At 73.3% G+C, this 20,229-nt stretch carries 21 protein-coding genes; 12 read left to right on the forward strand and 9 right to left on the reverse strand.

Features of this window, described 5'->3' with window-relative positions:
• Nucleotides 1-39 precede the first annotated feature (39 nt).
• The gene (locus ACZ6RC_RS27490) at nt 40-453 is read right to left on the reverse strand and encodes a hypothetical protein (RefSeq protein ID WP_391145515.1); all 414 of its coding nucleotides are present in this window, start codon (nt 451-453) and stop codon (nt 40-42) included.
• Nucleotides 454-549: 96 nt separating this feature from the next.
• Between ACZ6RC_RS27490 and ACZ6RC_RS27495 the strand changes: the two genes are divergently transcribed.
• Nucleotides 550-1,413, forward strand: coding sequence for a MurR/RpiR family transcriptional regulator (locus ACZ6RC_RS27495; protein WP_469588004.1), 864 nt, complete (start codon nt 550-552; stop codon nt 1,411-1,413).
• A gap of 5 nt (nt 1,414-1,418) precedes the next feature.
• Here the strand turns inward: ACZ6RC_RS27495 and ACZ6RC_RS27500 are convergent, their stop codons facing one another.
• From ACZ6RC_RS27500 to ACZ6RC_RS27530, 7 genes are all read right to left on the reverse strand, one after another.
• Nucleotides 1,419-1,790, reverse strand: a complete 372-nt coding sequence (locus ACZ6RC_RS27500; RefSeq protein WP_391145510.1) for a hypothetical protein — start codon at nt 1,788-1,790, stop codon at nt 1,419-1,421.
• 86 nt (nt 1,791-1,876) lie between these two features.
• On the reverse strand, nt 1,877-2,311 hold the full coding sequence (locus ACZ6RC_RS27505) for a roadblock/LC7 domain-containing protein (protein ID WP_391145508.1): 435 nt from the start codon (nt 2,309-2,311) through the stop codon (nt 1,877-1,879).
• Nucleotides 2,311-3,069, reverse strand: a complete 759-nt coding sequence (locus ACZ6RC_RS27510) for a transcriptional regulator (protein WP_391145505.1) — start codon at nt 3,067-3,069, stop codon at nt 2,311-2,313. Before ACZ6RC_RS27510 ends, ACZ6RC_RS27505 begins: the two co-directional genes overlap by 1 nt.
• Entirely contained in the window at nt 3,066-3,500 is a 435-nt protein-coding gene (locus ACZ6RC_RS27515; protein ID WP_469588009.1) for a hypothetical protein, read from the reverse strand. Before ACZ6RC_RS27515 ends, ACZ6RC_RS27510 begins: the two co-directional genes overlap by 4 nt.
• A gap of 235 nt (nt 3,501-3,735) precedes the next feature.
• Nucleotides 3,736-5,082 carry an APC family permease gene (locus ACZ6RC_RS27520; RefSeq protein ID WP_391145499.1) on the reverse strand — a complete coding sequence of 449 codons (1,347 nt, stop codon included), beginning with the start codon at nt 5,080-5,082 and terminating at the stop codon, nt 3,736-3,738.
• An 82-nt stretch (nt 5,083-5,164) separates the two neighbouring features.
• Nucleotides 5,165-5,629: an SRPBCC family protein gene (locus ACZ6RC_RS27525; RefSeq protein WP_391145497.1), complete on the reverse strand. Its 465-nt coding sequence runs from the start codon at nt 5,627-5,629 to the stop codon at nt 5,165-5,167.
• A 41-nt stretch (nt 5,630-5,670) separates the two neighbouring features.
• Nucleotides 5,671-6,999, reverse strand: coding sequence for a type III PLP-dependent enzyme domain-containing protein (locus tag ACZ6RC_RS27530; RefSeq protein ID WP_391145494.1), 1,329 nt, complete (start codon nt 6,997-6,999; stop codon nt 5,671-5,673).
• 103 nt (nt 7,000-7,102) lie between these two features.
• Between ACZ6RC_RS27530 and hutU the strand changes: the two genes are divergently transcribed.
• The 4 genes from hutU (at nt 7,103) to hutI (ending at nt 12,679) form a co-directional block, all read left to right on the forward strand.
• Nucleotides 7,103-8,767, forward strand: a complete 1,665-nt coding sequence (gene hutU / locus ACZ6RC_RS27535) for a urocanate hydratase (RefSeq protein WP_469588013.1) — start codon at nt 7,103-7,105, stop codon at nt 8,765-8,767.
• A gap of 17 nt (nt 8,768-8,784) precedes the next feature.
• Nucleotides 8,785-9,975 carry an allantoate amidohydrolase gene (locus ACZ6RC_RS27540; RefSeq protein WP_469588130.1) on the forward strand — a complete coding sequence of 397 codons (1,191 nt, stop codon included), beginning with the start codon at nt 8,785-8,787 and terminating at the stop codon, nt 9,973-9,975.
• A gap of 74 nt (nt 9,976-10,049) precedes the next feature.
• Nucleotides 10,050-11,414: a formimidoylglutamate deiminase gene (locus tag ACZ6RC_RS27545; RefSeq protein WP_469588133.1), complete on the forward strand. Its 1,365-nt coding sequence runs from the start codon at nt 10,050-10,052 to the stop codon at nt 11,412-11,414.
• A gap of 17 nt (nt 11,415-11,431) precedes the next feature.
• A complete protein-coding gene (gene hutI, locus ACZ6RC_RS27550; protein ID WP_469588018.1) occupies nt 11,432-12,679 on the forward strand; it encodes an imidazolonepropionase in 1,248 nt (415 codons plus the stop codon).
• Between the two features lie 143 nt (nt 12,680-12,822).
• On the opposite strand, the gene ACZ6RC_RS27555 is transcribed toward hutI, so the two are convergent.
• Complete coding sequence (locus ACZ6RC_RS27555) at nt 12,823-13,719, reverse strand: RNA polymerase sigma factor SigF (RefSeq protein ID WP_391145488.1); 897 nt, start codon at nt 13,717-13,719, stop codon at nt 12,823-12,825.
• Between the two features lie 221 nt (nt 13,720-13,940).
• On the opposite strand from ACZ6RC_RS27555, the gene ACZ6RC_RS27560 reads away from it, so the two are divergent.
• The 7 genes from ACZ6RC_RS27560 (at nt 13,941) to ACZ6RC_RS27590 (ending at nt 20,190) form a co-directional block, all read left to right on the forward strand.
• Nucleotides 13,941-14,309, forward strand: coding sequence for an STAS domain-containing protein (locus ACZ6RC_RS27560; protein WP_391145485.1), 369 nt, complete (start codon nt 13,941-13,943; stop codon nt 14,307-14,309).
• Between the two features lie 239 nt (nt 14,310-14,548).
• A complete protein-coding gene (locus ACZ6RC_RS27565; protein ID WP_453617606.1) occupies nt 14,549-15,154 on the forward strand; it encodes an ATP-binding protein in 606 nt (201 codons plus the stop codon).
• 183 nt (nt 15,155-15,337) lie between these two features.
• Nucleotides 15,338-16,024, forward strand: a complete 687-nt coding sequence (locus ACZ6RC_RS27570; RefSeq protein ID WP_453617309.1) for a peptidase — start codon at nt 15,338-15,340, stop codon at nt 16,022-16,024.
• A complete protein-coding gene (locus tag ACZ6RC_RS27575; protein ID WP_453617307.1) occupies nt 16,024-16,905 on the forward strand; it encodes a COG1470 family protein in 882 nt (293 codons plus the stop codon). The genes ACZ6RC_RS27570 and ACZ6RC_RS27575 overlap by 1 nt, the downstream gene beginning before the upstream one ends.
• A 167-nt stretch (nt 16,906-17,072) precedes the next feature.
• Nucleotides 17,073-18,248, forward strand: coding sequence for a hypothetical protein (locus ACZ6RC_RS27580; protein ID WP_469588023.1), 1,176 nt, complete (start codon nt 17,073-17,075; stop codon nt 18,246-18,248).
• A 14-nt stretch (nt 18,249-18,262) separates the two neighbouring features.
• Nucleotides 18,263-19,657: a hypothetical protein gene (locus tag ACZ6RC_RS27585; protein ID WP_469588137.1), complete on the forward strand. Its 1,395-nt coding sequence runs from the start codon at nt 18,263-18,265 to the stop codon at nt 19,655-19,657.
• Between the two features lie 182 nt (nt 19,658-19,839).
• Entirely contained in the window at nt 19,840-20,190 is a 351-nt protein-coding gene (locus ACZ6RC_RS27590; protein ID WP_469588024.1) for a hypothetical protein, read from the forward strand.
• Nucleotides 20,191-20,229: the final 39 nt, after the last annotated feature.

Below are 20,229 nucleotides of genomic sequence, written 5' to 3' on the forward strand. Positions count from 1 at the left end.
GCTCACTCGCCCGGGGGCCCTCGTAGGCGTACGTATGCCCTAGAAGGCGTCCGGGGTCCTGTCCCCGGTGCGGCGGGGCAGGCGGCCGCGGAAGGCGTGGACGAAGTTCACGCCCACGATGCCGAGCCACGTCACGATCAGGCCCTCCAGCTGCGCCTGGTGCGCGGCGATCGCCGACAGAGGGACCGCGACGATCAGGGAGATGATCCCGAAACCGAACCTCTCGCCGAAGCCCTCCACCCCCGCCGCCGGCGCCCGGCCCCCGCGGACGGACTCCGTCCGCTGTTCGGCCAGCCGGCGCCTCACCTGGCGGTCGATCGTGGCATCCAGACTCTCCTCCACCTTGCCGAGGAAGGACTCGATGAGGGCCGCCTCGTACTCGGCGCCCAACTCCCGGCGGGCGTGCAACGTGGCGTCCAGCTCGTTCTTGAGCTCAGGGTCGCGGGTATTCATGCCCGCCACCGTACGGACCCGCCGGCGCGAGGTCAGTGGGGCCAGCCCCCGTCTTTTCTTGCCCTCCTGCATATCCTCATGCAGAGTTCAGGGTGAATGAATAATCGGAAGGGGGACGGCGTGAGCGACAGCCCGGCCGGACGGCTGCAGGCGCTCTTCGAAGGGCACCGGCTGACACCCACCCAGCGGCGCATCGCGCACTGCATGGTGCGGCGGGCCGCCGACGTGCCGTTCCTGTCCAGCGTCGAACTCGCCGAACTCGCCGGCGTCAGCCAGCCCTCCGTCACCCGCTTCGCCGTCGCCCTCGGCTTCGACGGCTACCCGGCGCTCCGCCGCCACCTGCGCGAGGTCGCGCCCGCAGAGCGGACCGCCGGGGAGCGCAGCGAGCACAACGAGTACCAGCAGGCCGTCCTCGGTGAGATCGAGAACCTGCGCCACCTCGCCGACCTGCTCGCCGACCCCGCCCCCGTCGGCCGCGCCGGACGGCTCCTCGCCGCCTCCCGGCCGCTGCCGGTACTCGGGCTGCGCGCCGCCTCCTCGCAGGCCCGGGGCTTCGCGTACTTCGCCGCCAAGGTCCACCCGGACGTCCGCCTCCTCGACGAGGGCGGCTCGATGCTCACCGACCGCATCGACGCGGCCGTACGGGCCGGGGCCACGGCCCTGCTCTGCTTCGCGCTGCCCCGCCACCCCCGCGAGGTCGTGGAGACCCTCGAGTACGCGCGGGCCGCCGGGCTGACCGTCGTGACCGTCGCCGAGTCCGCGTTCGCACCCGTCGCCGCCCACAGCGACCTGCTCATCCCGGCCGCCGTCGGCACCGGCCTCGCCTTCGACACGGCGTGCGCCCCGATGCTGCTGGGCCGGGTGCTCCTGGAGGCGATGGCGGACGAACTGCCCGACGCCCAGGCGCGCCTGGAGGAGTTCGACACGAAGGCGGTCGTCCGCGGCCTCTTCGTCGAGTGAGCCGGTCAGATCTCCAGCTCGAGCTCGATCTTGCGCAGCTGGTGGCGGGCCATCGCCAGATTGGCCCGGTCCTTGCTCAGCGCCAGATAGAGGAACAGCCCGTTGGCCCCGCGCCCCTTCAGCAGCCGGATCAGGTGGTACTGCGTGCCGAGCGTGATCAGGATGTCCTCGATGTCCTCCTGGAGACCCAGCATCTCCATCGTCCTGACCTTGGCCCGGACCACGTCCGTGTTCCCGGCCGCGGCCACCGTGAGGTCGAGCTCCTTGCCGCCGCCGATCGTGCCGAGCGCCATGCCGCTGGTGTAGTCGACCAGCGCGGCGCCGATCGCACCTTCGATGGACGCGGCTTCCTTGAGGGCGGTCTCGGTGTTCGCCATGGGTATCGGTTCCTTTGCGTATGCGTGAGGGACTGCGGATATCCGGTCCGGGTCGTTCCGATCCGGACGGTGCTGAGAGGGTTTGCTCAGTTCAGGTCCTTGCGCTCCAGCGCCCCGTCGACGAGCTCGCCTATCCGGGAGCTCGAGCGCCGGGCCTCCAGATGGAGCCGGCCCACGTTGATCCGGGGCTCGGCGAGCAGCGTGAGGACGGCCGACCCGCCCGCCGCGTACGTGGCGACGTAGCCGCGTTCGCCCCGGACGAGCAGTTCGCGGAACGCGCCCTGGCCGGTGGAGTCGGTGAGCCGCTGCGCGACGCCGAGGGCGGCCGCGGTCAGCGCCGCCACCCCCTCGGCCTCCGTGTCGACGGTGTCCTGCGCCAGCACCAGGCCGTCGGCGCTGGCGGCCAGCGCGCCGGTCAGCTGGGGCAGCCGGGCCCGCAGCCGTCTCAGCTCGCCGAGCACCTCGGCTTCTGCCGTCATCAGCTGTCTCCTCTCGGCGCGCATGCGCAGGGCACGCCTCATCACAGGCTTGCCTCCAAGGCGTCACGAAGCCGGCGCAGCAGGGCGATGTCGGGGTCGGCCGCCAGTTCGCCGACCCAGGAGGGGACGGTGGGCGGGACGGCCGTCGGGGATTCGAGGGGGGTCTCGACGAGACCGGCCGCGGCGAGGCGCCGGACGTCGAGCAGGGTGTGGAACGCCGGGCGTCCGAGCACCCGGGCGATCTCCGCCGGGGTGCGCGCCCCGTCGGCGGCGGCCAGCAGGGCCCGCTGGCGCGGGCTCACCGTCTGGCCGGGGGAGGCGGCCCGCGGAACGACCGGGCAGGTGTCGACGGCGGCGTACGGCCAGACACTGTCCAGGAGTTCACGGCGGCGTACGGTCTCGCGCTCCACGGCCTCGGCGGAGACCGGCCGGACCGTGCCGAACCAGTGCGCCACCCCGTACCGGAAGCGGGTCGGGCCGCTGCCGGGCGCGAGGACGAAGAACGCGGCGTCGAAGACGGCGCCCAGGTGGCAGATCTCCAGCTCGCCGTCGCCCAGCCGGCCGCTGTCGACGAGGAACCGGCCCACCTGGTGCCGGGCGCCGGCCCGGTCCACGGCCTCGTCCCAGCCCTCGCGCGGGAGCCGGCCGGCCGCGCTCAGCAGTACGTCGAGGCCGGGCGCGGCGGGGCTCTCGGCGTGCACGACCCGGCCGTCGACGAGGTAGAGCGTGCCGTGGTCGCGCAGCAGGGCGCCGGTGGCGCGTTCGGAGGCGAGGCGGGTCAGCATCGGGGAGACGGTCATCCCAGGACCAGCCTCTCGGCGAGGTCGCGCAGCCGGATCCGGGCGAGGGCCAGGTTGCCGGTGTCGCGGTCGAGCCACAGGTGGAGGAAGACGCTGCTGTCGAAGGAGGTCTCGACGAAGCGGAGGACGTGGTAGCCGGCGCGGGTGGTGACGATCAGGTCCTCGACGGGCGGGCCCTTCGCCTCGGGGGCGCCGTCAGCGGACCTGCCCGCGGCCGCGCCGTCGGCCGCCGGGGGAGCGCTCGCGAAGGAGTCGTACTCGGCCGCCGCGCGCGCCAGTTCGGCCGTCTCCGCGGCGGTCGTCTCGTGGTCGCCGACCGGCGAGTCGCCCGCCGTGCCGAGCGCGAGGCCACTGGTCCAGTCGACCAGCGAGGCGCCTCGGGCGCCCGGCAGGTTCATGGCCTCCAGCAGGCACTCGTCGATTCCGGGCACGCGGACTCCCCTCCCGATGCGGCGTGCGGACGTACGGCAGTGACGGTGACGTTACTGAACGTCGCGGGGCCCGGTCAGGCGTTCTGGCATTTTCCATCGGAACATGCCGTCACTTCGGGACGCTTCTGTCGTTGCGTCCCTCCGCGCCCCGTTCCCGACCGTTCCCGCCGTCCGCGCCCGTTCCCGCCCCAGTGCCGGTGCCGTGCCGTCCGCGCCCGCTCCCCGGCCGCCGGTGTCAGTCCTCCCGCCGGACCTTCAGCACCAGCTTGTTCACTCCCCACAGCCCGATGCCGATCGCCACCAGCACGCCCGCCCGGATGTACACGTCGGCCGACCGCTCCGCGAGCGGACTGGCCAGGATGACCGAGGTGATCGCGCCGAGCACCGGCAGCGCCGTCGGCGTACGGAAGTGAGCATGCTCCACCCGGTCCTTGCGCAGCACGAGAACGGCGATGTTGACCACCGCGAAGACGCACAGCAGGAGGAAGGCCGTGGTGTCGCCGAGTCCCTCGATCTCGCCCGTGGAGACCAGGCCGATGGCGAGGAGGGTGACGAAGACGATGCCGCTGAGGGGCGTCCGCCGGTGCTTCAGGACCTTGCCCATCACCCGGGGCAGGACCCGTTCGTTGGCGAGGCCGTAGCAGAGCCGGGAGGCCATCATGATGTTGATGAGCGCGGAGTTGGTGACCGCGAACAGGGCGATCAGCGCGAAGAGTTTCGGCGGGAAATCGACCCCGCCTGCCTTCACGACCTCCAGGAGCGGTCCGCTCGACTTCGCCAGCGTCTCGTGGTCGACGAGGAGCGAGGAGACCAGGGCGACCAGGACGTAGATGGTGCCGGTGACGGCGACGCCGACGAAGATGGCCCGGGGGAAGGTCCGGACCGGATCCTGGGTCTCCTCGGCCATGTTGACGGAGTCCTCGAAGCCGACGAAGGCGAAGAAGCCGAGCGCGGTGGCGCCCAGCACGCTGGTCAGCAGGGCGTAGCCGCCGCCGGAGGCCTCGAACTCGGTGAGCCGGGACGGCTCCCCGTCGCCCGAGAGGACGGCCCAGGCACCGATGGCGAGGATGATCAGGAGCCCGGTCAGCTCGACGAGCGTGAGGACGACGTTGGTCTTCACGGACTCCGACACCCCGCGCAGCGCGAGGCAGGCGAGGGCCACGATGAAGACGATCGCGATGAGCGTGGGCGGGATCGCGTCCGTGAACTCCAGGAAGTAGTCACCGCTGAAGGCGCGGGCCGCGGCGCTCGCGGAGGAGAGCCCCGAACACATCACCATGAAGGCGATGATGAAGGTGAGGAAGGGGACCTTGAACGCCTTCTGGGTGTAGAGCGCGGCTCCGGCGGCCTTCGGGTACTTCCCGACGAGCTCGACGTACGAGGCGGCGGTGAGCAGCGCGACGACGAAGCCGATCGCGAACGGCAGCCAGAGCGCGCCGCCGACCTTTCCGGCGACCTTGCCGGTGGTGGCGTAGATGCCGGTGCCGAGGATGTCGCCGATGACGAACAGGATGAGCAGCTTGGGCCCGATGGCGCGCTTGAGGGCGGGCTGTGGGGGCTGTTCGGACACGTCTGTGGCCATGGAGGACCTCTCTCCCGTCTGCCGATGGGATGGTCTCTGCCCCGACGGCCCGAAACTGATGCCCGCCGCCCGCCGTACGGGCTCAGGCGCGGCGCTCCAGCGAGGCGGCGATGTCGTCGAGGTCCTTGGCGAGGGCCCGGCTCACCGCCTTGGCGCCGAGGCCGCTGAGGAGCCGGGTGAGCAGGCCCATCGAGCGGCCGGCGGCGGGGGTGGCCGAGAACGTCATCCGTACCGTCGTGGCCCCGGTGCCGGCGGGCAGGAGCGCGATCTCCGAGACGTAGTGCATGCCGTGCGAGTCGGCGACGGTGACGTACCGGTCGGGCGGCACGCTCTCGGTCACGGTCATCTCCTCCGTGGCCTGCTTGCCGAACATCGTGCGGGTCTCCCGCCAGCGGGTCCCGACGCCGAAGGCGCCCTCGGTCAGCACCTCGACCCGGTCGACGCCCTTGAGGACCCGCTCCATGCCCGGGAGGTCCGTCAGCGTCTCCCAGACCGGGCCGGGGGACGCCTGGATCCGGCGTTCGACGACGACGCTCTTGGTAGCCATGGCTCCATGGAACCACCGGGCCCCGGCACCCGCTCCCGTTGCTACGGCAGCAGGGCGTCGGGCCGGTCCCCGCCGGATTCGGCGACGATCTCGTCGAGCGTCTGCGGCTCGCGGACGGTCGCGAAGGAGACGGCGCCCCCGTCGTCGACGGTGAAGCCGTGGATGCCGGGCCGGGGCAGGCTGTTGTACGCGTAGTGGTGGGCGAAGTAGTACGCGCCGGTGTCCGGGACGGCGACGAGGTCCCCCGGCCGCAGCAGCGGCAGCGCGCGGCCGGTGGCGAGCATGTCGCCCGCGAAGCAGGCGGGCCCGGCCACGTCCTGGACGACGTCCTGCGCGATGCCGGGGCCGGTGCGGGGCCGGCCGTCGGCGTCGTACGCGAGGACGCGCAGCGGCCAGGACTCCGGGGCGTAGACGGTGCGGGTGGCGACCTGGACCCCGGCGTGGGTGACGGCGATGGGCCGCCCGCCGGAGGTCTTGGTGTACTCGACGCGGGCCAGGATCGTGCCGTGCTTGGCCAGCAGGGACCGGCCGAATTCGGTCACCAGGGCGTAGCGCCCGTCGAGGAGGCCGGGGGCGGTGTCGGCGAGCAGCCGGGCGTACTCCGCGTAGGTGGGGGTCTCCTCGTCGGAGGCGAAGTTCACCGGGAGCCCGCCGCCGATGTCCAGGGTGTCGATTTGCCGCCGCCCGGCCTTGGCGTTGATCTCCTCGGCGAGCGCGTACGCGGCGGCGGCTCCTTCGGCCATCAGGGCGAGCGGGATGCCCTGTGAGCCGGTGTGGGTGTGCAGCCGGCTCATCCAGGGCCGGTCGAGGTAGGCCTGGACGACGGCCTCGCGCGCGCCCTCGTCGCGCAGCGCGACCCCGAACTTGGAGGTGGCGGTCGCGGTGGACAGGGCGCCGATCGAACCGGCGCCGATCTGCGGGTTCACCCGCAGGCCGATGGGGCTCGCGGTCGGCGCGGAGGCGACGAGCGCGTCGATCCGGGCCAGCTCCTGGAGGTTGTCGGCGTTGACGGCGAGGCCCAGGGCGAGGGCCTGGCGCAGCTCGGCGGGGGTCTTGGCGGGGGAGTCGAGGACGGTACGGGCCGGGGGGACGCCGGCCGCGCGGGCCAGGGCCAGCTCGCCGGGGCTGGCGACCTCGGCGCCGAGCCCCGCCGCGTGCAGCAGGCGCAGCACCGGGACGAGCGGGGCGGCCTTCACGGCGAAGGCGTGCAGGACGGGGGCGTCGGTGACGGCGGCGAAGGCGGCGACGAGGGCGGCGGCGGAGGCGCGGACGCCTGCGGTGTCGAGGAGGGCGACGACGGGCCGGGAGGGGGAGAGGAGGCCTTGTTCGACGGCGGCACGGACGGCCTGATCGCGACGGTGGGGAGCCATGCCCCCATCCCACCACCGGGAGGCCGGCCGACGCAGCTGTTGACTACAGATATTCAGCAGTCCAGGATGTGAATAACTGATTCACATCGGAGGAGGCTGCCCCATGTCAGGACCCCGCCCCGTTCGGGCCCCGCGCGGTACGGAGCTGAGCGCCCTGGGATGGCAGCAGGAAGCTGCCCTCCGCATGCTGCAGAACAACCTCGACCCCGAGGTCGCCGAACACCCCGACAAGCTCGTGGTCTACGGCGGCACCGGCAAGGCCGCCCGTGACTGGCGCTCCTTCGACGCGATGGTCCGCACCCTGCGGACGCTGAAGCAGGACGAGACGATGCTCGTCCAGTCCGGCCGCCCCGTCGGCGTCATGCAGACGCACGAGTGGGCCCCCCGCGTCCTCATCGCCAACTCCAACCTGGTCGGCGACTGGGCGAACTGGGAGGAGTTCCGGCGCCTGGAGCAGCTGGGCCTCACCATGTACGGCCAGATGACGGCCGGTTCGTGGATCTACATCGGTACGCAGGGCATCCTGCAGGGCACCTACGAGACCTTCGCCGCCGTCGCGGCCAAGAAGTTCGGCGGCACCCTCGCCGGCACCATCACGCTGACCGCCGGCCTCGGCGGCATGGGCGGCGCGCAGCCGCTCGCCGTGACGATGAACGACGGCGTCGCGATCTGCGTCGACGTCGACCCGCGCGCCATCGAGCGCCGCATCGAGCACCGCTACCTCGACGTGAAGGCCGACAGCCTCGCCCACGCCCTCTCCCTCGCCACCGAAGCCCGCGACGCCCGCCGCCCGCTCTCCATCGGCCTCCTCGGCAACGCGGCCGAGCTGCTGCCGCGGATGCTCGCCGAGGGCGCCCCGATCGACATCGTCACCGACCAGACCTCGGCCCACGACCCGCTCTCCTACCTCCCGGTCGGCGTCGCCTTCGACGACATGGCCGCGTACGCCGCCAAGGACCCGGCGGGCTTCACGACCCGGGCCCGCGAGTCGATGGCCCGGCACGTCGAGGCCATGGTCGGCTTCATGGACGCCGGCGTCGAGGTCTTCGACTACGGCAACTCCATCCGCGGCGAGGCCCAGCTGGCCGGATACGACCGCGCCTTCGCCTTCCCCGGCTTCGTCCCCGCCTACATCCGCCCCCTCTTCTGCGAGGGCAAGGGCCCCTTCCGCTGGGCGGCGCTCTCGGGAGAGGCCTCGGACATCGCCAAGACCGACAAGGCGATGCTGGAGCTGTTCCCGGAGAACGAGTCCCTCCACCGCTGGATCAAGATGGCCGGCGAGCGGGTCCACTTCCAGGGCCTGCCCGCCCGCATCTGCTGGCTCGGCTACGGCGAGCGCGACAAGGCCGGCGAGCGCTTCAACGACATGGTCGCGAGCGGCGAGCTGGCCGCCCCGCTCGCCATCGGCCGCGACCACCTCGACTGCGGCTCGGTGGCCTCCCCGTACCGCGAGACCGAGGCGATGCTCGACGGCTCCGACGCCATCGCCGACTGGCCGCTCCTCAACGCCATGGTCAACGTCGCCTCCGGCGCCTCCTGGGTCTCCCTCCACCACGGCGGCGGCGTCGGCATGGGCCGCTCCATCCACGCCGGCCAGGTCTCCGTCGCGGACGGCACCAAGCTCGCCGGCGAGAAGATCCGCCGCGTCCTGACGAACGACCCCGGCATGGGCGTCATCCGCCACGTCGACGCGGGCTACGACATCGCCGAGTCCGTCGCGGACGACAAGGGCGTCCGCGTGCCCATGCGCGAGGAAGGCTCCGCGTGAGCGACTCCTTCCACGCCATGTGGCGGTCGCTGCGGCCCATCGGCCGCAGCGCCGCCTCCGGCGGCTACCGCCGCTACGCCTGGACCGGCGCCGACGCCGACTGCCGGCTCTGGTTCCGGATGCAGGCCGAGGCCCGCCGCCTGGACTACGAGGTCGACCGGAACGGCAACCAGTGGGCCTGGCTCGGCGATCCCGCCGCGGGCGACGCCGTCGTCACCGGCTCCCACCTCGACTCCGTCCCCGACGGAGGCGCCTTCGACGGCCCCCTCGGCGTCGTCTCCTCCTTCGCCGCGCTCGACGAACTGCGCTCCCGCAAGGTCCGGTTCACCCGGCCCCTCGCCATCGTCAACTTCGGCGACGAGGAAGGCGCCCGCTTCGGCCTGGCCTGCGTCGGCTCCCGCCTCGCCGCCGGCCGGCTGACCAAGGAGCAGGCGTACGAACTCCGCGACGCCGACGGGATCACCCTCCCGCAGGCCATGGAGGCCGCCGGCCACGACCCCGGCACGATCGGCCCCGACCCCGAGCGCCTCGCCCGGATCGGCGCCTTCGTCGAACTCCACGTGGAGCAGGGCCGCGCCCTCGACCTGTCCGGCGACGCCGTCGGCCTCGCCTCCGCGATCTGGCCGCACGGCCGCTGGCGGTACGACTTCGCGGGCGAGGCCAACCACGCCGGCACCACCCGCCTCGTCGACCGCCGCGACCCGATGCTCACCTACGCCGAGACCGTCCTCGCCGCCCGCCGCGAGGCCGAACTCGCGGGCGCCGTCGCCACCTTCGGCAAGATCGCCGTCGAGCCGAACGGCGTCAACGCCATCCCCTCCCTCGTCCGCGGCTGGCTCGACGCCCGCGCCGCCGACCAGGGCTCCCTGGACACCGTCACCGCCGGCATCGAGAGCGCCGCGCGCGACTACGCCAACCGCCACGGCATCGACCTCACCGTCGTCCGGGAGTCCTTCACCCCGGTCGTGGAGTTCGCCCATACGCTCCGGGACGAGCTGGCCGGGATCCTCGGCGAGAAGACCCCCGTCCTCGGCACGGGCGCGGGACACGACGCCGGAATCCTCTCCGAAGCGGTCCCGACCGCCATGCTGTTCGTACGGAACCCCACCGGCGTCTCGCACTCCCCGGCCGAGTTCGCGGCCGAGGACGACTGCGTGGCGGGGATCCGGGCACTCGCCGACGTACTGGAAGGACTGGCGTGCAGGTAGGGACGGGCGCGGGGCAGCCGACGACGGACGCGAGGACGACGGCCGACGGACAGCCTCCGGCCGACGTACGGCCCATGGCCGAGGCGCGGCCGGCGGCCGGGACCGGCGCGAGGACGTACTGGCTGGAGCACGCCTGGCTCGACACCTACGTCGAGCCCGGGGTCGCCCTGGAGGTCGCCGACGGCCGCGTCACCGCCGTCCGCACGGGCGTCACCGCCCCGCCGCCCGGCGCCGTCGTCCTGCGCGGCCTGACCGTCCCCGGCCTCGCCAACGCCCACTCGCACGCCTTCCACCGCGCCCTGCGCGGAACCGTCCAGGTCGGCTCCGGCACCTTCTGGACGTGGCGCGAGGTGATGTACCAGGTCGCCTCCCGGCTGACCCCGGAGACCTACCACGCGCTCGCCCGGGCCGTGTACGCCGAGATGGCGCTGGCCGGCATCACCGCCGTCGGCGAGTTCCACTACCTCCACCACGCACCCGGCGGCACGCCTTACGCCGACCCCAACGCGATGGGCGAGGCGCTCGTCCAGGCGGCGGCCGACGCGGGCATCCGGATCACGCTCCTCGACACCGCCTACCTCTCCTCCGGCTTCGGCGCCGCCCCGGACCGGCACCAGCTCCGCTTCTCCGACGGGACGGCGGACGCCTGGGCCGAGCGGGTCTCGCGGCTCAAGGAGGGCGACGGCGTACGGATCGGCGCGGCGATCCACTCCGTGCGGGCGGTCCCCGCGGACCAACTGTCCACGGTCGCGGCCTGGGCCCGGGAGCGGGAGGCACCGCTCCACGTGCACCTGTCGGAGCAGACGGCCGAGAACGAGGCCTGCCTCGCCGCCCACGGCCGCACCCCGACCCGGCTCCTGGCCGACCACGGCGTGCTCGGCCCGCGGACCACCGGCGTCCACAACACCCACCTGACGGACGGCGACATCGACCTGATCGGCTCGTCCGCGACCGGCACCTGCATGTGCCCCACGACCGAACGCGACCTCGCGGACGGCATCGGCCCGGCGGTCGCCCTCCAGCGGGCGGGCTCGCCGCTGTCGCTGGGCAGCGACAGCCACGCGGTCATCGACCTCCTGGAGGAGGCGCGGGCCATGGAGCTCGACGAGCGGCTCCGGTCCCGGACCCGCGGCCACTGGACGGCGGCGGCGCTGCTGCGGGCGGCGACCACCGACGGCCACGCGGCCCTCGGCTGGGACGAGGCGGGCCGCCTGGAGGCGGGCGCGCTCGCCGACTTCACGACGATCGCCCTGGACTCCGTCAGGACAGCGGGACCGGTGCCGCGTCTGGCAGCCGAGACGGCGGTATTCGCAGCGTCGGCCGCGGACGTCCGTCACACGGTCGTCGGCGGACGCCCTGTCGTACAGGACGGGGTCCACCGGTCCGTACCGGACGTGCCCCGGGCCCTCGCGGACTCGATCGCCGCCCTGCGCGGCTGAAGGAGACACCTCTCATCATGAACACGGGCCCTGCGGCGACGAACAGCACCGCGGCGACCTCCGCGCCGACGAGCACGAACAACCCCGTGGCGACGGCGGCCACCGCCATCGTCAACATCGCCAGCCTGGTCACCAACGACCCCTCCCTCGGTGACGGAACCCCTCTCGGACTGATCCAGGACGCGGCCGTCGTCATGGACGGCGACCGGGTCGTCTGGGTCGGTGAATCAAGAAAAGCACCCGCCACTGACAACCGGGTCGACGCGGGCGGCCGGGCGGTGATCCCCGGCTTCGTGGACTCCCACTCGCACCTGGTCTTCGCGGGCGACCGCACCGCCGAGTTCAACGCCCGGATGTCCGGGCAGCCGTACGCCGCCGGCGGCATCCGCACGACGGTCGCGGCGACGCGTGCGGCCTCCGACGAGGCGCTGTCGGCGAACGTGGCCCGCTACCTCCGCGAGGCGCTCGCGCAGGGCACCACGACCTTCGAGACCAAGTCGGGGTACGGCCTCACCGTCGAGGACGAGGCCCGCGCCCTGCGGATCGCCGCCGCCCACACCGACGAGGTCACCTACCTCGGCGCCCACATCGTCTCCCCGGACTACGCCGACGACCCCGCGGGGTACGTCGACCTCGTCACCGGCCCGATGCTGGACGCCTGCGCTCCGTACGCCCGCTGGATCGACGTCTTCTGCGAGAAGGGCGCCTTCGACGGGGACCAGGCGCGGGCCATCCTGACGGCCGGCCGGGCGAAGGGCCTGCACCCGCGGGTGCACGCCAACCAGCTCTCGTACGGCCCCGGTGTCCAGCTCGCCGTGGAGCTGGACGCGGCGAGCGCGGACCACTGCACGCACCTCACCGACGCGGACGTCGACGCCCTGGCCTCGGGCGCCACGGTCGCGACGCTGCTGCCGGGCGCCGAGTTCTCCACCCGCGCCGCGTGGCCGGACGCCCGCCGCCTCCTGGACGCCGGGGTGACGGTGGCCCTGTCCACGGACTGCAACCCCGGTTCGTCCTTCACCTCGTCGGTCCCGTTCTGCATCGCGCTGGCGGTCCGCGACATGGGCATGACCCCGGACGAGGCGCTCTGGTCGGCCACGGCGGGCGGCGCGGCCGCCCTGCGCCGCACGGACGTCGGCCGCCTCTCCCCGGGCGCCTCCGCGGACCTCGCCCTCCTGGACGCCCCGTCCCACGTCCACCTGGCCTACCGCCCCGGAGTCCCCCTCACCACGGCGGTCTGGCGCCACGGCACCCGCGTTCACTGAACCGGCGCCTCCCCGGCCGCCGACGGCGCGCATGAGCGGGGGCCGGTGGGGCAGGTGAGCAGGGTGAGGTGTGGGTGAACACGGCGGAAGGGCCCGTCCGTTGGGACGGGCCCTTCCCGCGTGCCTTCGGTCGACGCCGGGCGTCACTCCTCCAGCGTCAGTCCCTTGCGCAGCCTGCCCAGCGTGCGGGAGAGCAGCCGGGAGACGTGCATCTGGGAGATGCCGAGCTCCTCGCCGATCTCCGACTGGGTCAGTCCCGCCACGAAGCGGAGCGAGAGGATGCGCCGCTCGCGGGGCGGCAGTGAGGCGATCATCGGCTTGAGGGACTCGATGTACTCGATGCCCTCGATGCCGTGGTCCTCGTAGCCGATCCGGTCCGCGAGCGCGCCTTCGCCGTCGTCGTCGTCGGGCTGGGCGTCCAGCGAGCTCGCGGTGTACGCGTTGCTCGCGGTCATGCCCTCGACGACCTCTTCGCGGCTCAGGTCGAGCTCGGCGGCGAGTTCGCTCACGGTCGGCGTGCGGTCGAGCCGCTGGGACAGCTCGTCGCCCGCCTTGGCGAGGTCGAGGCGGAGCTCCTGGAGCCTTCGCGGAACGCGCACGGACCACGAGGTGTCGCGGAAGAAGCGCTTGATCTCGCCGATGATGGTCGGCATCGCGAAGGTGGGGAACTCGACGCCCCGGGAGAGTTCGAAGCGGTCGATGGCCTTGATCAGGCCGATCGTGCCCACCTGGATGATGTCCTCCATCGGCTCGCTGCGGGAGCGGAACCGTGAGGCGGCGAACTTCACCAGGGCGAGGTTGAGCTCCACGAGCGTGTTGCGGACGTACGCGTACTCGTGCGTGCCCTCCTCGAGGTGCTCGAGGCGGGCGAAGAGCGTCTTCGAGAGCGCCCGTGCGTCCAGAGCTTCGATCCGGTCGTAGGGCGGGATCTCGGGGAGCGCGAGGCCGGGGTCGAGGCCGAGCTCGAGATCGTGGGTGGGGGGCGGAGTGATTGCCGACGGCGCGTCGGGGGTACGCGTGGCGTCGAGCCGGGGTGACATGGTCTCCTCCATCGTTCTTTCGCTGCGGTTTGCGGCGCCTCCAAAGCCGGCCGTGTCGGATGTTCTTTACTAGGCCTACCTGCTCGAAGGGGATCGTTGCAAGTGTCAATTGTCCCTTTTGTGGCGTTATAGGGGAGAGACCGACTGCCATCAACGGCGCGGACCTTGTATGGTTCGACGCACGTCAACCGGCATCCGCGAGAGCGAGAAGAGGCACGGGCATGGACCGCCAGAACGTCGGCAGCGCGCAGCCCGTACGGCTGCGGGTCGAGGTCCGCACCGTGGGAGCGAGCGAGATCCTCACTCCGGTGGGTGAGCTCGATCACCACACCGCCGACCTGTTGCGTACACCACTCGACGAAGCGCTCGACGCCGGCCGCTCACGGCTCGTCGTCGACTGCTCACGGCTCGACTTCTGCGACTCCACCGGCCTGAACGTGCTCCTCGGGGCACGGCTCAAGGCGGACGCCGCGGGGGGAGGGGTCCATCTCACCGGGATGCGGCCCGTGGTGGCGCGGGTCTTCGAGATCACCGGTGCGGACGTCGTCTTCACCGTGCACGACTCCCTCGCGGCGGCCCTCCCCGACTGATTCGTGTGTTGTCGGGAAACGGCCGGGCAGAAGAGCCCAGGTTCGTGCGTTGTCTGGTGAATCGGTTGAATCGGTGAGGTGAAGCGCTGATGGACACTGCTGCCGGTGGCAGGGAGGTCGGGGAGCCCGCGGGCTCCGTCGCGGGTGCCGAAACGGGCGCCGCCGCCTCCGGTGGCGTGACCCCCGTGGCCGACGCCGTCTCCGCCCGCGCCGACGGCATGACCCTGGGTGCGGACGTGATGACGGACGGTGTGACGGGTGGTACGGCGGGCAGCGACGCGGACGGTACGGCGGGTCACGCCGTGAGCGGTACGGCGGGCCACGCGCAGAGCGCCCTGCCGGACGGCACGCCCGGCGGGGCGACGAGCGGTACGGCGGACGGCACGACGGTGGACGCCGCGACGGGTGCGGCCTCCGGGGCGCCTTCCGGCGTCGACCTCGACGTGCGGACGCTCCCCCTCGGCTCCGCCAGCGGCACCGTCCCCCTCGCACGCGACTTCACCAGGTCGGCCCTCTACGACTGGGGCTGGCTCCCGGCCGCCACCGCCGAGGCCAGGGCCGCCGCCGAGGACGTCCTCCTCGTCGTCTCCGAGCTGGTCACCAACGCCTGCCTGCACGCCGACGGCGCCGAGGAGCTCCGCGTACGGCGCCGCGCCAAGGTGCTGCGCCTGGAGGTCGACGACCGCGGCGCCGGCCAGCCCGCACCGCGCACCCCGCACCGCGCCGGGCGGCCGGGCGGACACGGCATGTTCATCGTGCAGCGGCTCTGCCTGGACTGGGGAATCGAGCGCACACCGGGCGCCCCCGGCAAGACGGTCTGGGCGGAACTGGCCGCTCCCGCGTAGCTCCGCGCCCGCCAGGACGGCCCCCGGCCGTCCCGCGGGCGTCCCTGAAGGTCTCCGTGCGGCGGGCACGCGCGCCCGCCGCCACTTCGCCCTTCCCTGTGTCTTCCCTCCTCAACGCCCCAGGCGTACCTTGACGCCCAATCTGATAAGCCGTCAGTAACTTTGCGGTGAGGGGTGCTTGAGGTGCCGTACCGGAGGAGAACAGCTTTCGCGCTGGCAGTGGCGGCGGCGGGCTCGGTGGTGCTGGCCTCCGCCCCCGCGGCCCAGGCCGCCGTCGTCGACGTCGACTACGCCTGCGAGACGAAGATCGGCCCCAAGGGCGCCGTCTCGCCCGTCGACATCAAGGCCGTCAAGAACGGCGGCTCCTACACGCTCACCATGTCGTTCGAGAAGGGCGTCTCCGACAGCCCCGTCGAACTCCCCAAAGGGGTCATGACCCCGCGCGCCGAGCTCGAGGTCGGGGGCGCCGGCAGCGGTACGGTGAAGGTCAAGGGCACGCCCAACACCGAGGCGATCCCGCCCGACACCCCCATCAAGATCGGGCAGTTGACGGGGACGTACACGCCGACGAAGAGCGGCAAGGTCACCTTCACGGCCGGCACGCTCACCGTCCACGCCCTCGGCATGGACGCCGCCGTCTGCACGCCGAAGAACAACCCCCGGCCCTCCCTGGAGCTGGCGGTCACCGCGCCCGGCGGTGGCGGTGGAGCGTCCGGCGGAGGCTCCGAGGAGACCCCGCCCTCGGGCGGCGGCGAACTGCCCAGGACCGGCCCGCTCGACTCCGCGACCGCGCTCGGCACCCTCGGCGGCACCGTCCTGCTGACCGGCGCGGTCGGGGTCCTCTGGCTCACGCGGCGCACGGCGCGCTGATGCGGGGCGCCTGGGCCGGCCGGTCGTGGAGGGCGGGGGCCGCCGTCGCCGCGCTGCTGGGCGCCGTGGCGGCCGCGCCCCCGCCCGGCTGGACGGCGGCTCCGGCCGAACAGCGGCCCTACGTCTACCTGGAGGGCGAGGCCGGGAGCGTCCTGCGGGACACCCTGTCCCTGACCAACCCCGGCACGGCGCCGGTCACGGTACGCCTCAGCGGCGAGGGCGCCGCCTCCGTCTCCTTCGCCGCCCGGTCGGTGACCGTCCCGGCGCGGACCCGGGCGGACGTGCCCTTCGCCGTGACCGTCACGCCGAGGACCGCACCCGGCGACCACCGGGGCGCGGTCCTCGCCGCCGACGCCGCCGGCCGGCAGGCCCGGGTGCCGGTCCACCTGCGGGTCAGCGGGCCGCGGCTGGCCGCGTTCACCGTCGAGGACGTACGGCTCGACGACGCCGGCACCCTCCACTACACGCTGGTCAACCGGGGCAGCACCGTCCTCGAACCCCACCTGTCCGTACGCGCCCACGGCATCCTCGGCACCGTCCTCGACCGGCCCTCCCGGGCCCTGCCGGTCTCCCTGCGCCCCGGGGAACGGCTCGCCCGCAGCGAACCCTGGCCCGACCCGCCCGCGCTCGACTCGGTCACCGTCGACCTGCGCGCCACCGCGTCCGGAGCCCCGCCGGTGACCGCCCGGGCCGAGGCGGTCCTCGTCCCGCCCGCCGCCGTGGTCGCGGGCGCGCTCTTCGCGGGCGCGGCGGCGGTGGCCGCGACGACGGCGTGGGCGCGCAGGGCAGGCCGCCGACGGGCCCCACCGGCCGGACGCGAGCCCGAAGGGCGGTCGGTGGAACGCCAGTTGGCCGAGGCGACGGCAGGGGAGAGACGATGACCGTGACGGTGACGGGCCTTCGCGCGACGGGACGACGCGGCCGCCGGCCCGGCGGGGCGACCGCACGGCCCAGTGCCGTGGAACGCGGCGAGGCCGGGGCGGCTACCCAGCGGCCCCGAGCCGTGCCGCGGGGCCGGGCCCGCGGGGACACCGCCAGGTCACGTGCCGTGCCGCGTCGCCGGGCCCGCCGGCCGGGCGGCCGGGTCCCCGGGTGGGCCCGTGTCGTGCTGCTCTGCGCCCTCCTGGCCGCGGCGCTGCCCCTGCTCCCCTTCCTGCCCGCCGCCGAGGCCGCCGCCGGCGAACTGTCCGCCGCGCCACGCCAGGTCGCCGCGCCCGCCGCGCCCCGCCAGGCGGCCGCGCCCGGGCCCACGGTCTCCCTGTCCCGTGCCGAGGGCGGCAAGGGCGGCGAGATCACCGTAAGCGGGGCGAAATGGAAGCCCGGAGCCCTGCTGATGCTGCTGATCTGCGGCCAGGCCGAGCCCGGCAAGGGGGTGATCGGCGGCACCAACTCCTGCGCCAACACGGTCGGCAGGGCGGCCACCGTCGACGCCAAGGGCGGCTTCAGCCGGAAGGTCCCGGTCGCCGAACCGCCCGTCCCCTGCCCGTGCGTCGTCCACGTCGCCGGGGTCACCGGCGCGCAGGACGCCGTGGACGTGGCCTTCACCGTCGCCGGGCACCCCACCGCCCCGCTGCCCGAGGCCACCGGCGACGGCAGGCTCGCCGTCCTCGCCTCCGCGCGCCTGGACGGCTCCAGCGGCGTCCTCGTCTGGTTCGGCGCCCCGCCCGCCCGCGAGATCGTCTTCACCGTCGGCAACCTCGGCCGGTCCGCCGTCAAGGACCCGGTCTTCCAGGTCGGCACGAGCCACGGCGTCTTCTCGCCGACGTACGAGGAACGGCAGTGGCGCGGCACCGTCGAACCCGGCAGGAAAGCCCTCGTCCGGCTGCCCGTCGAACTCTCGGCGGGCGCCCACGGCGACTACCAGGTCTCGGTGAAGTACGCCGGGAAGGTCCTGGTCGAACAGCCGTGGGGCGTGGGCCGGCCGTGGGGCGTGACGCTGTTCTGGCTGCTCCTCGCCGTGGTCGTCCCGGCCGCGCTCTTCCGTATCGGCATGGCGGTGGTGGACCGGGTACGGCCCGGGCCCGGCGCGGGACACCGCCGCGCCCGCACCACACCCGTACGCCGGCTTCCGGCCCGCCGCACTCCGGCCCGTACGGCGGCCGACGCCGGCCGTGCCCCCGCCGGACCCGTCCCCGGGAGGGACGACACGACCACGGTCCTGCCGTGGTTCACCCCGGACTCCGCACCGTCAGAGAACAGCCCGACGACGAAGGGACATTCGTGAGCACGCAACGGAGGATGAGCGCGGCCGGAGTCGCGCTGATGCTCGGCGGCGCGGGGATCCTGCTGACCGCCGCCCCCGCCCAGGCAGCCGAGGTCGCCTACCCGACCGAGTGCGTTCCACCGGCGATCTCCGGCCTGCCACCGGTGCAGGGCACCACGAAGGTGCAGATCACCGCGCCGGCGGAGGCCAAGGTCGGCGACGAGGTGGAGATCGTCTGGAAGACGGTCGCGGCCGCGTCCAAGAACCCCGACGTCCTCGACCTGGGCAAGGACACCGTCAAGCCGTCCGGGGTCGTGAAGGTGGGCGGCGCGGCGAGCGGCACGCTGACCTTGGAGGGACCGCGGCAGAACCCGCCGATCCCGAAGAACAGCCCCATGGTGCTGCCGGACATGAAGGGCAAGCTGAAGCTGGAGAAGGCGGGCGAGATCACGCTGACGCCGGACAAGTACACGATCAACGTCTCGAAGCCGCTGTCGACGGACACGAAGTGTGCGCCGAAGGCGGCGGTCGGGGTCGGCGCGACGATCAAGGTGTCGGCGGGCGGCGGCTCGACGACGGGCGGTACGACCACGTCCGGCGGTACGACGACCTCCGGCGGTACGACGACGTCGGGCGGTACGACGTCCGGTGGTACGACGACGTCGGGCGGGTCCACGGCCTCCGGCGGTACGACCGCGTCCGGCGGGTCCACGACGTCGGGCGGCTCCACGACCTCCGGCGGGTCCACCGCCTCCGGCGGCTCCGGTGGTGGAGGCGGCCAGACCGACTTCCCCGGCAAGGAGGTGGCGGTCCAGTTCGCCTGCCAGTCGCCCGGCCCGGCGAACATCACCTCCAAGGTGACCGTCAACGCAAAGAAGAACGGCGGGGCCTACGACCTCACCGTCAAGACCGCCAAGGGCGTCATGGACAGCCCCGCCCCGCTCCCCGCCGGCGCGCTGAAGCCGTCGATGGCGATCAGGATCGGCGGCGCGGACAGCGGCACGGTGAACGTCCAGGGCCCGGCGAACTCCGCCCCGCTGGAGCAGGGCAAGCCGGTCGACCTGCCGGACATGAAGGGCACGTACACCCCCGGCGCCACGGGCAAGGCCACGCTCAGCCCCGGCACCCTGACGATCCACGTCTCGCTCGGGGGCTCGCCGATCGTGATCCCCTGCCAGGTCAAGGGGAGCGTCCAGGCGTCCCTGGAGCTCGACACCACCAAGCAGGCCGGCGGCGCCTCGGGCGGCAGCGGCGGTGACGCCGGCGCGGGCGGCGGCACGGGCGGCTCGGCCGGCTCCGGCGGCGGCCTCGCCGACACCGGCGCCGAGGACGAGGGCGCCCTGCGGGCCCTCGCCCTGGTGGCGGGCACGGTGATCCTCCTCGGCGGCGCGGTGTTCACCTTCACCCCGTGGGGCCGTTTGCGACGCTGACACGGACTCGGCGCCGCCCGGCCGTGCCTCCATCCGCCGGTCACTGTTTGTGATGCGGCTGATCCACATGGTTGGGTTCGCATGATCGCCCGAACGAAGGGCGGACAAAGACGAGCCTGCCTGACCAGCAGGGACGGGTACGTCGAGCCCGATCGGAGTCCGGCGTACGGAAAGGAACGCACATGCACTGGGGGAAGAAGTTCGCCGCGGGAGCACTCGCTGTGATGGTCGGGGCCGGCGGAACGGGGCTGATCGCCGCGTCTCCGGCCCAGGCCGCGGGCAAGTACACCTGCAAGGCGTATGCCTCCATGGACAAGCTCGGCCGGCCCACCGCGTACTCGACCTGCAAGCCGGGCGGCGGCAAGTCGGTGAGCAAGCACCGGGTCGTCCTCAAGTGCGACCAGGTGCAGGGCGCCCGTGAGCACGTGATGGCGTGGACGCTCTACGGCTCCTGGGTCGGGGCCGGCCAGAAGTCCACCGTGCACTGTGGCACGAAGAATTTCCTGCGCGGGTTCAGCGTGCAGACCAAGTAGCGGCGCGCGAACGACGAAACGGGTCCGTCCCGGCACGTG

This window comes from Streptomyces sp. NPDC048353 (genome assembly GCF_055587165.1).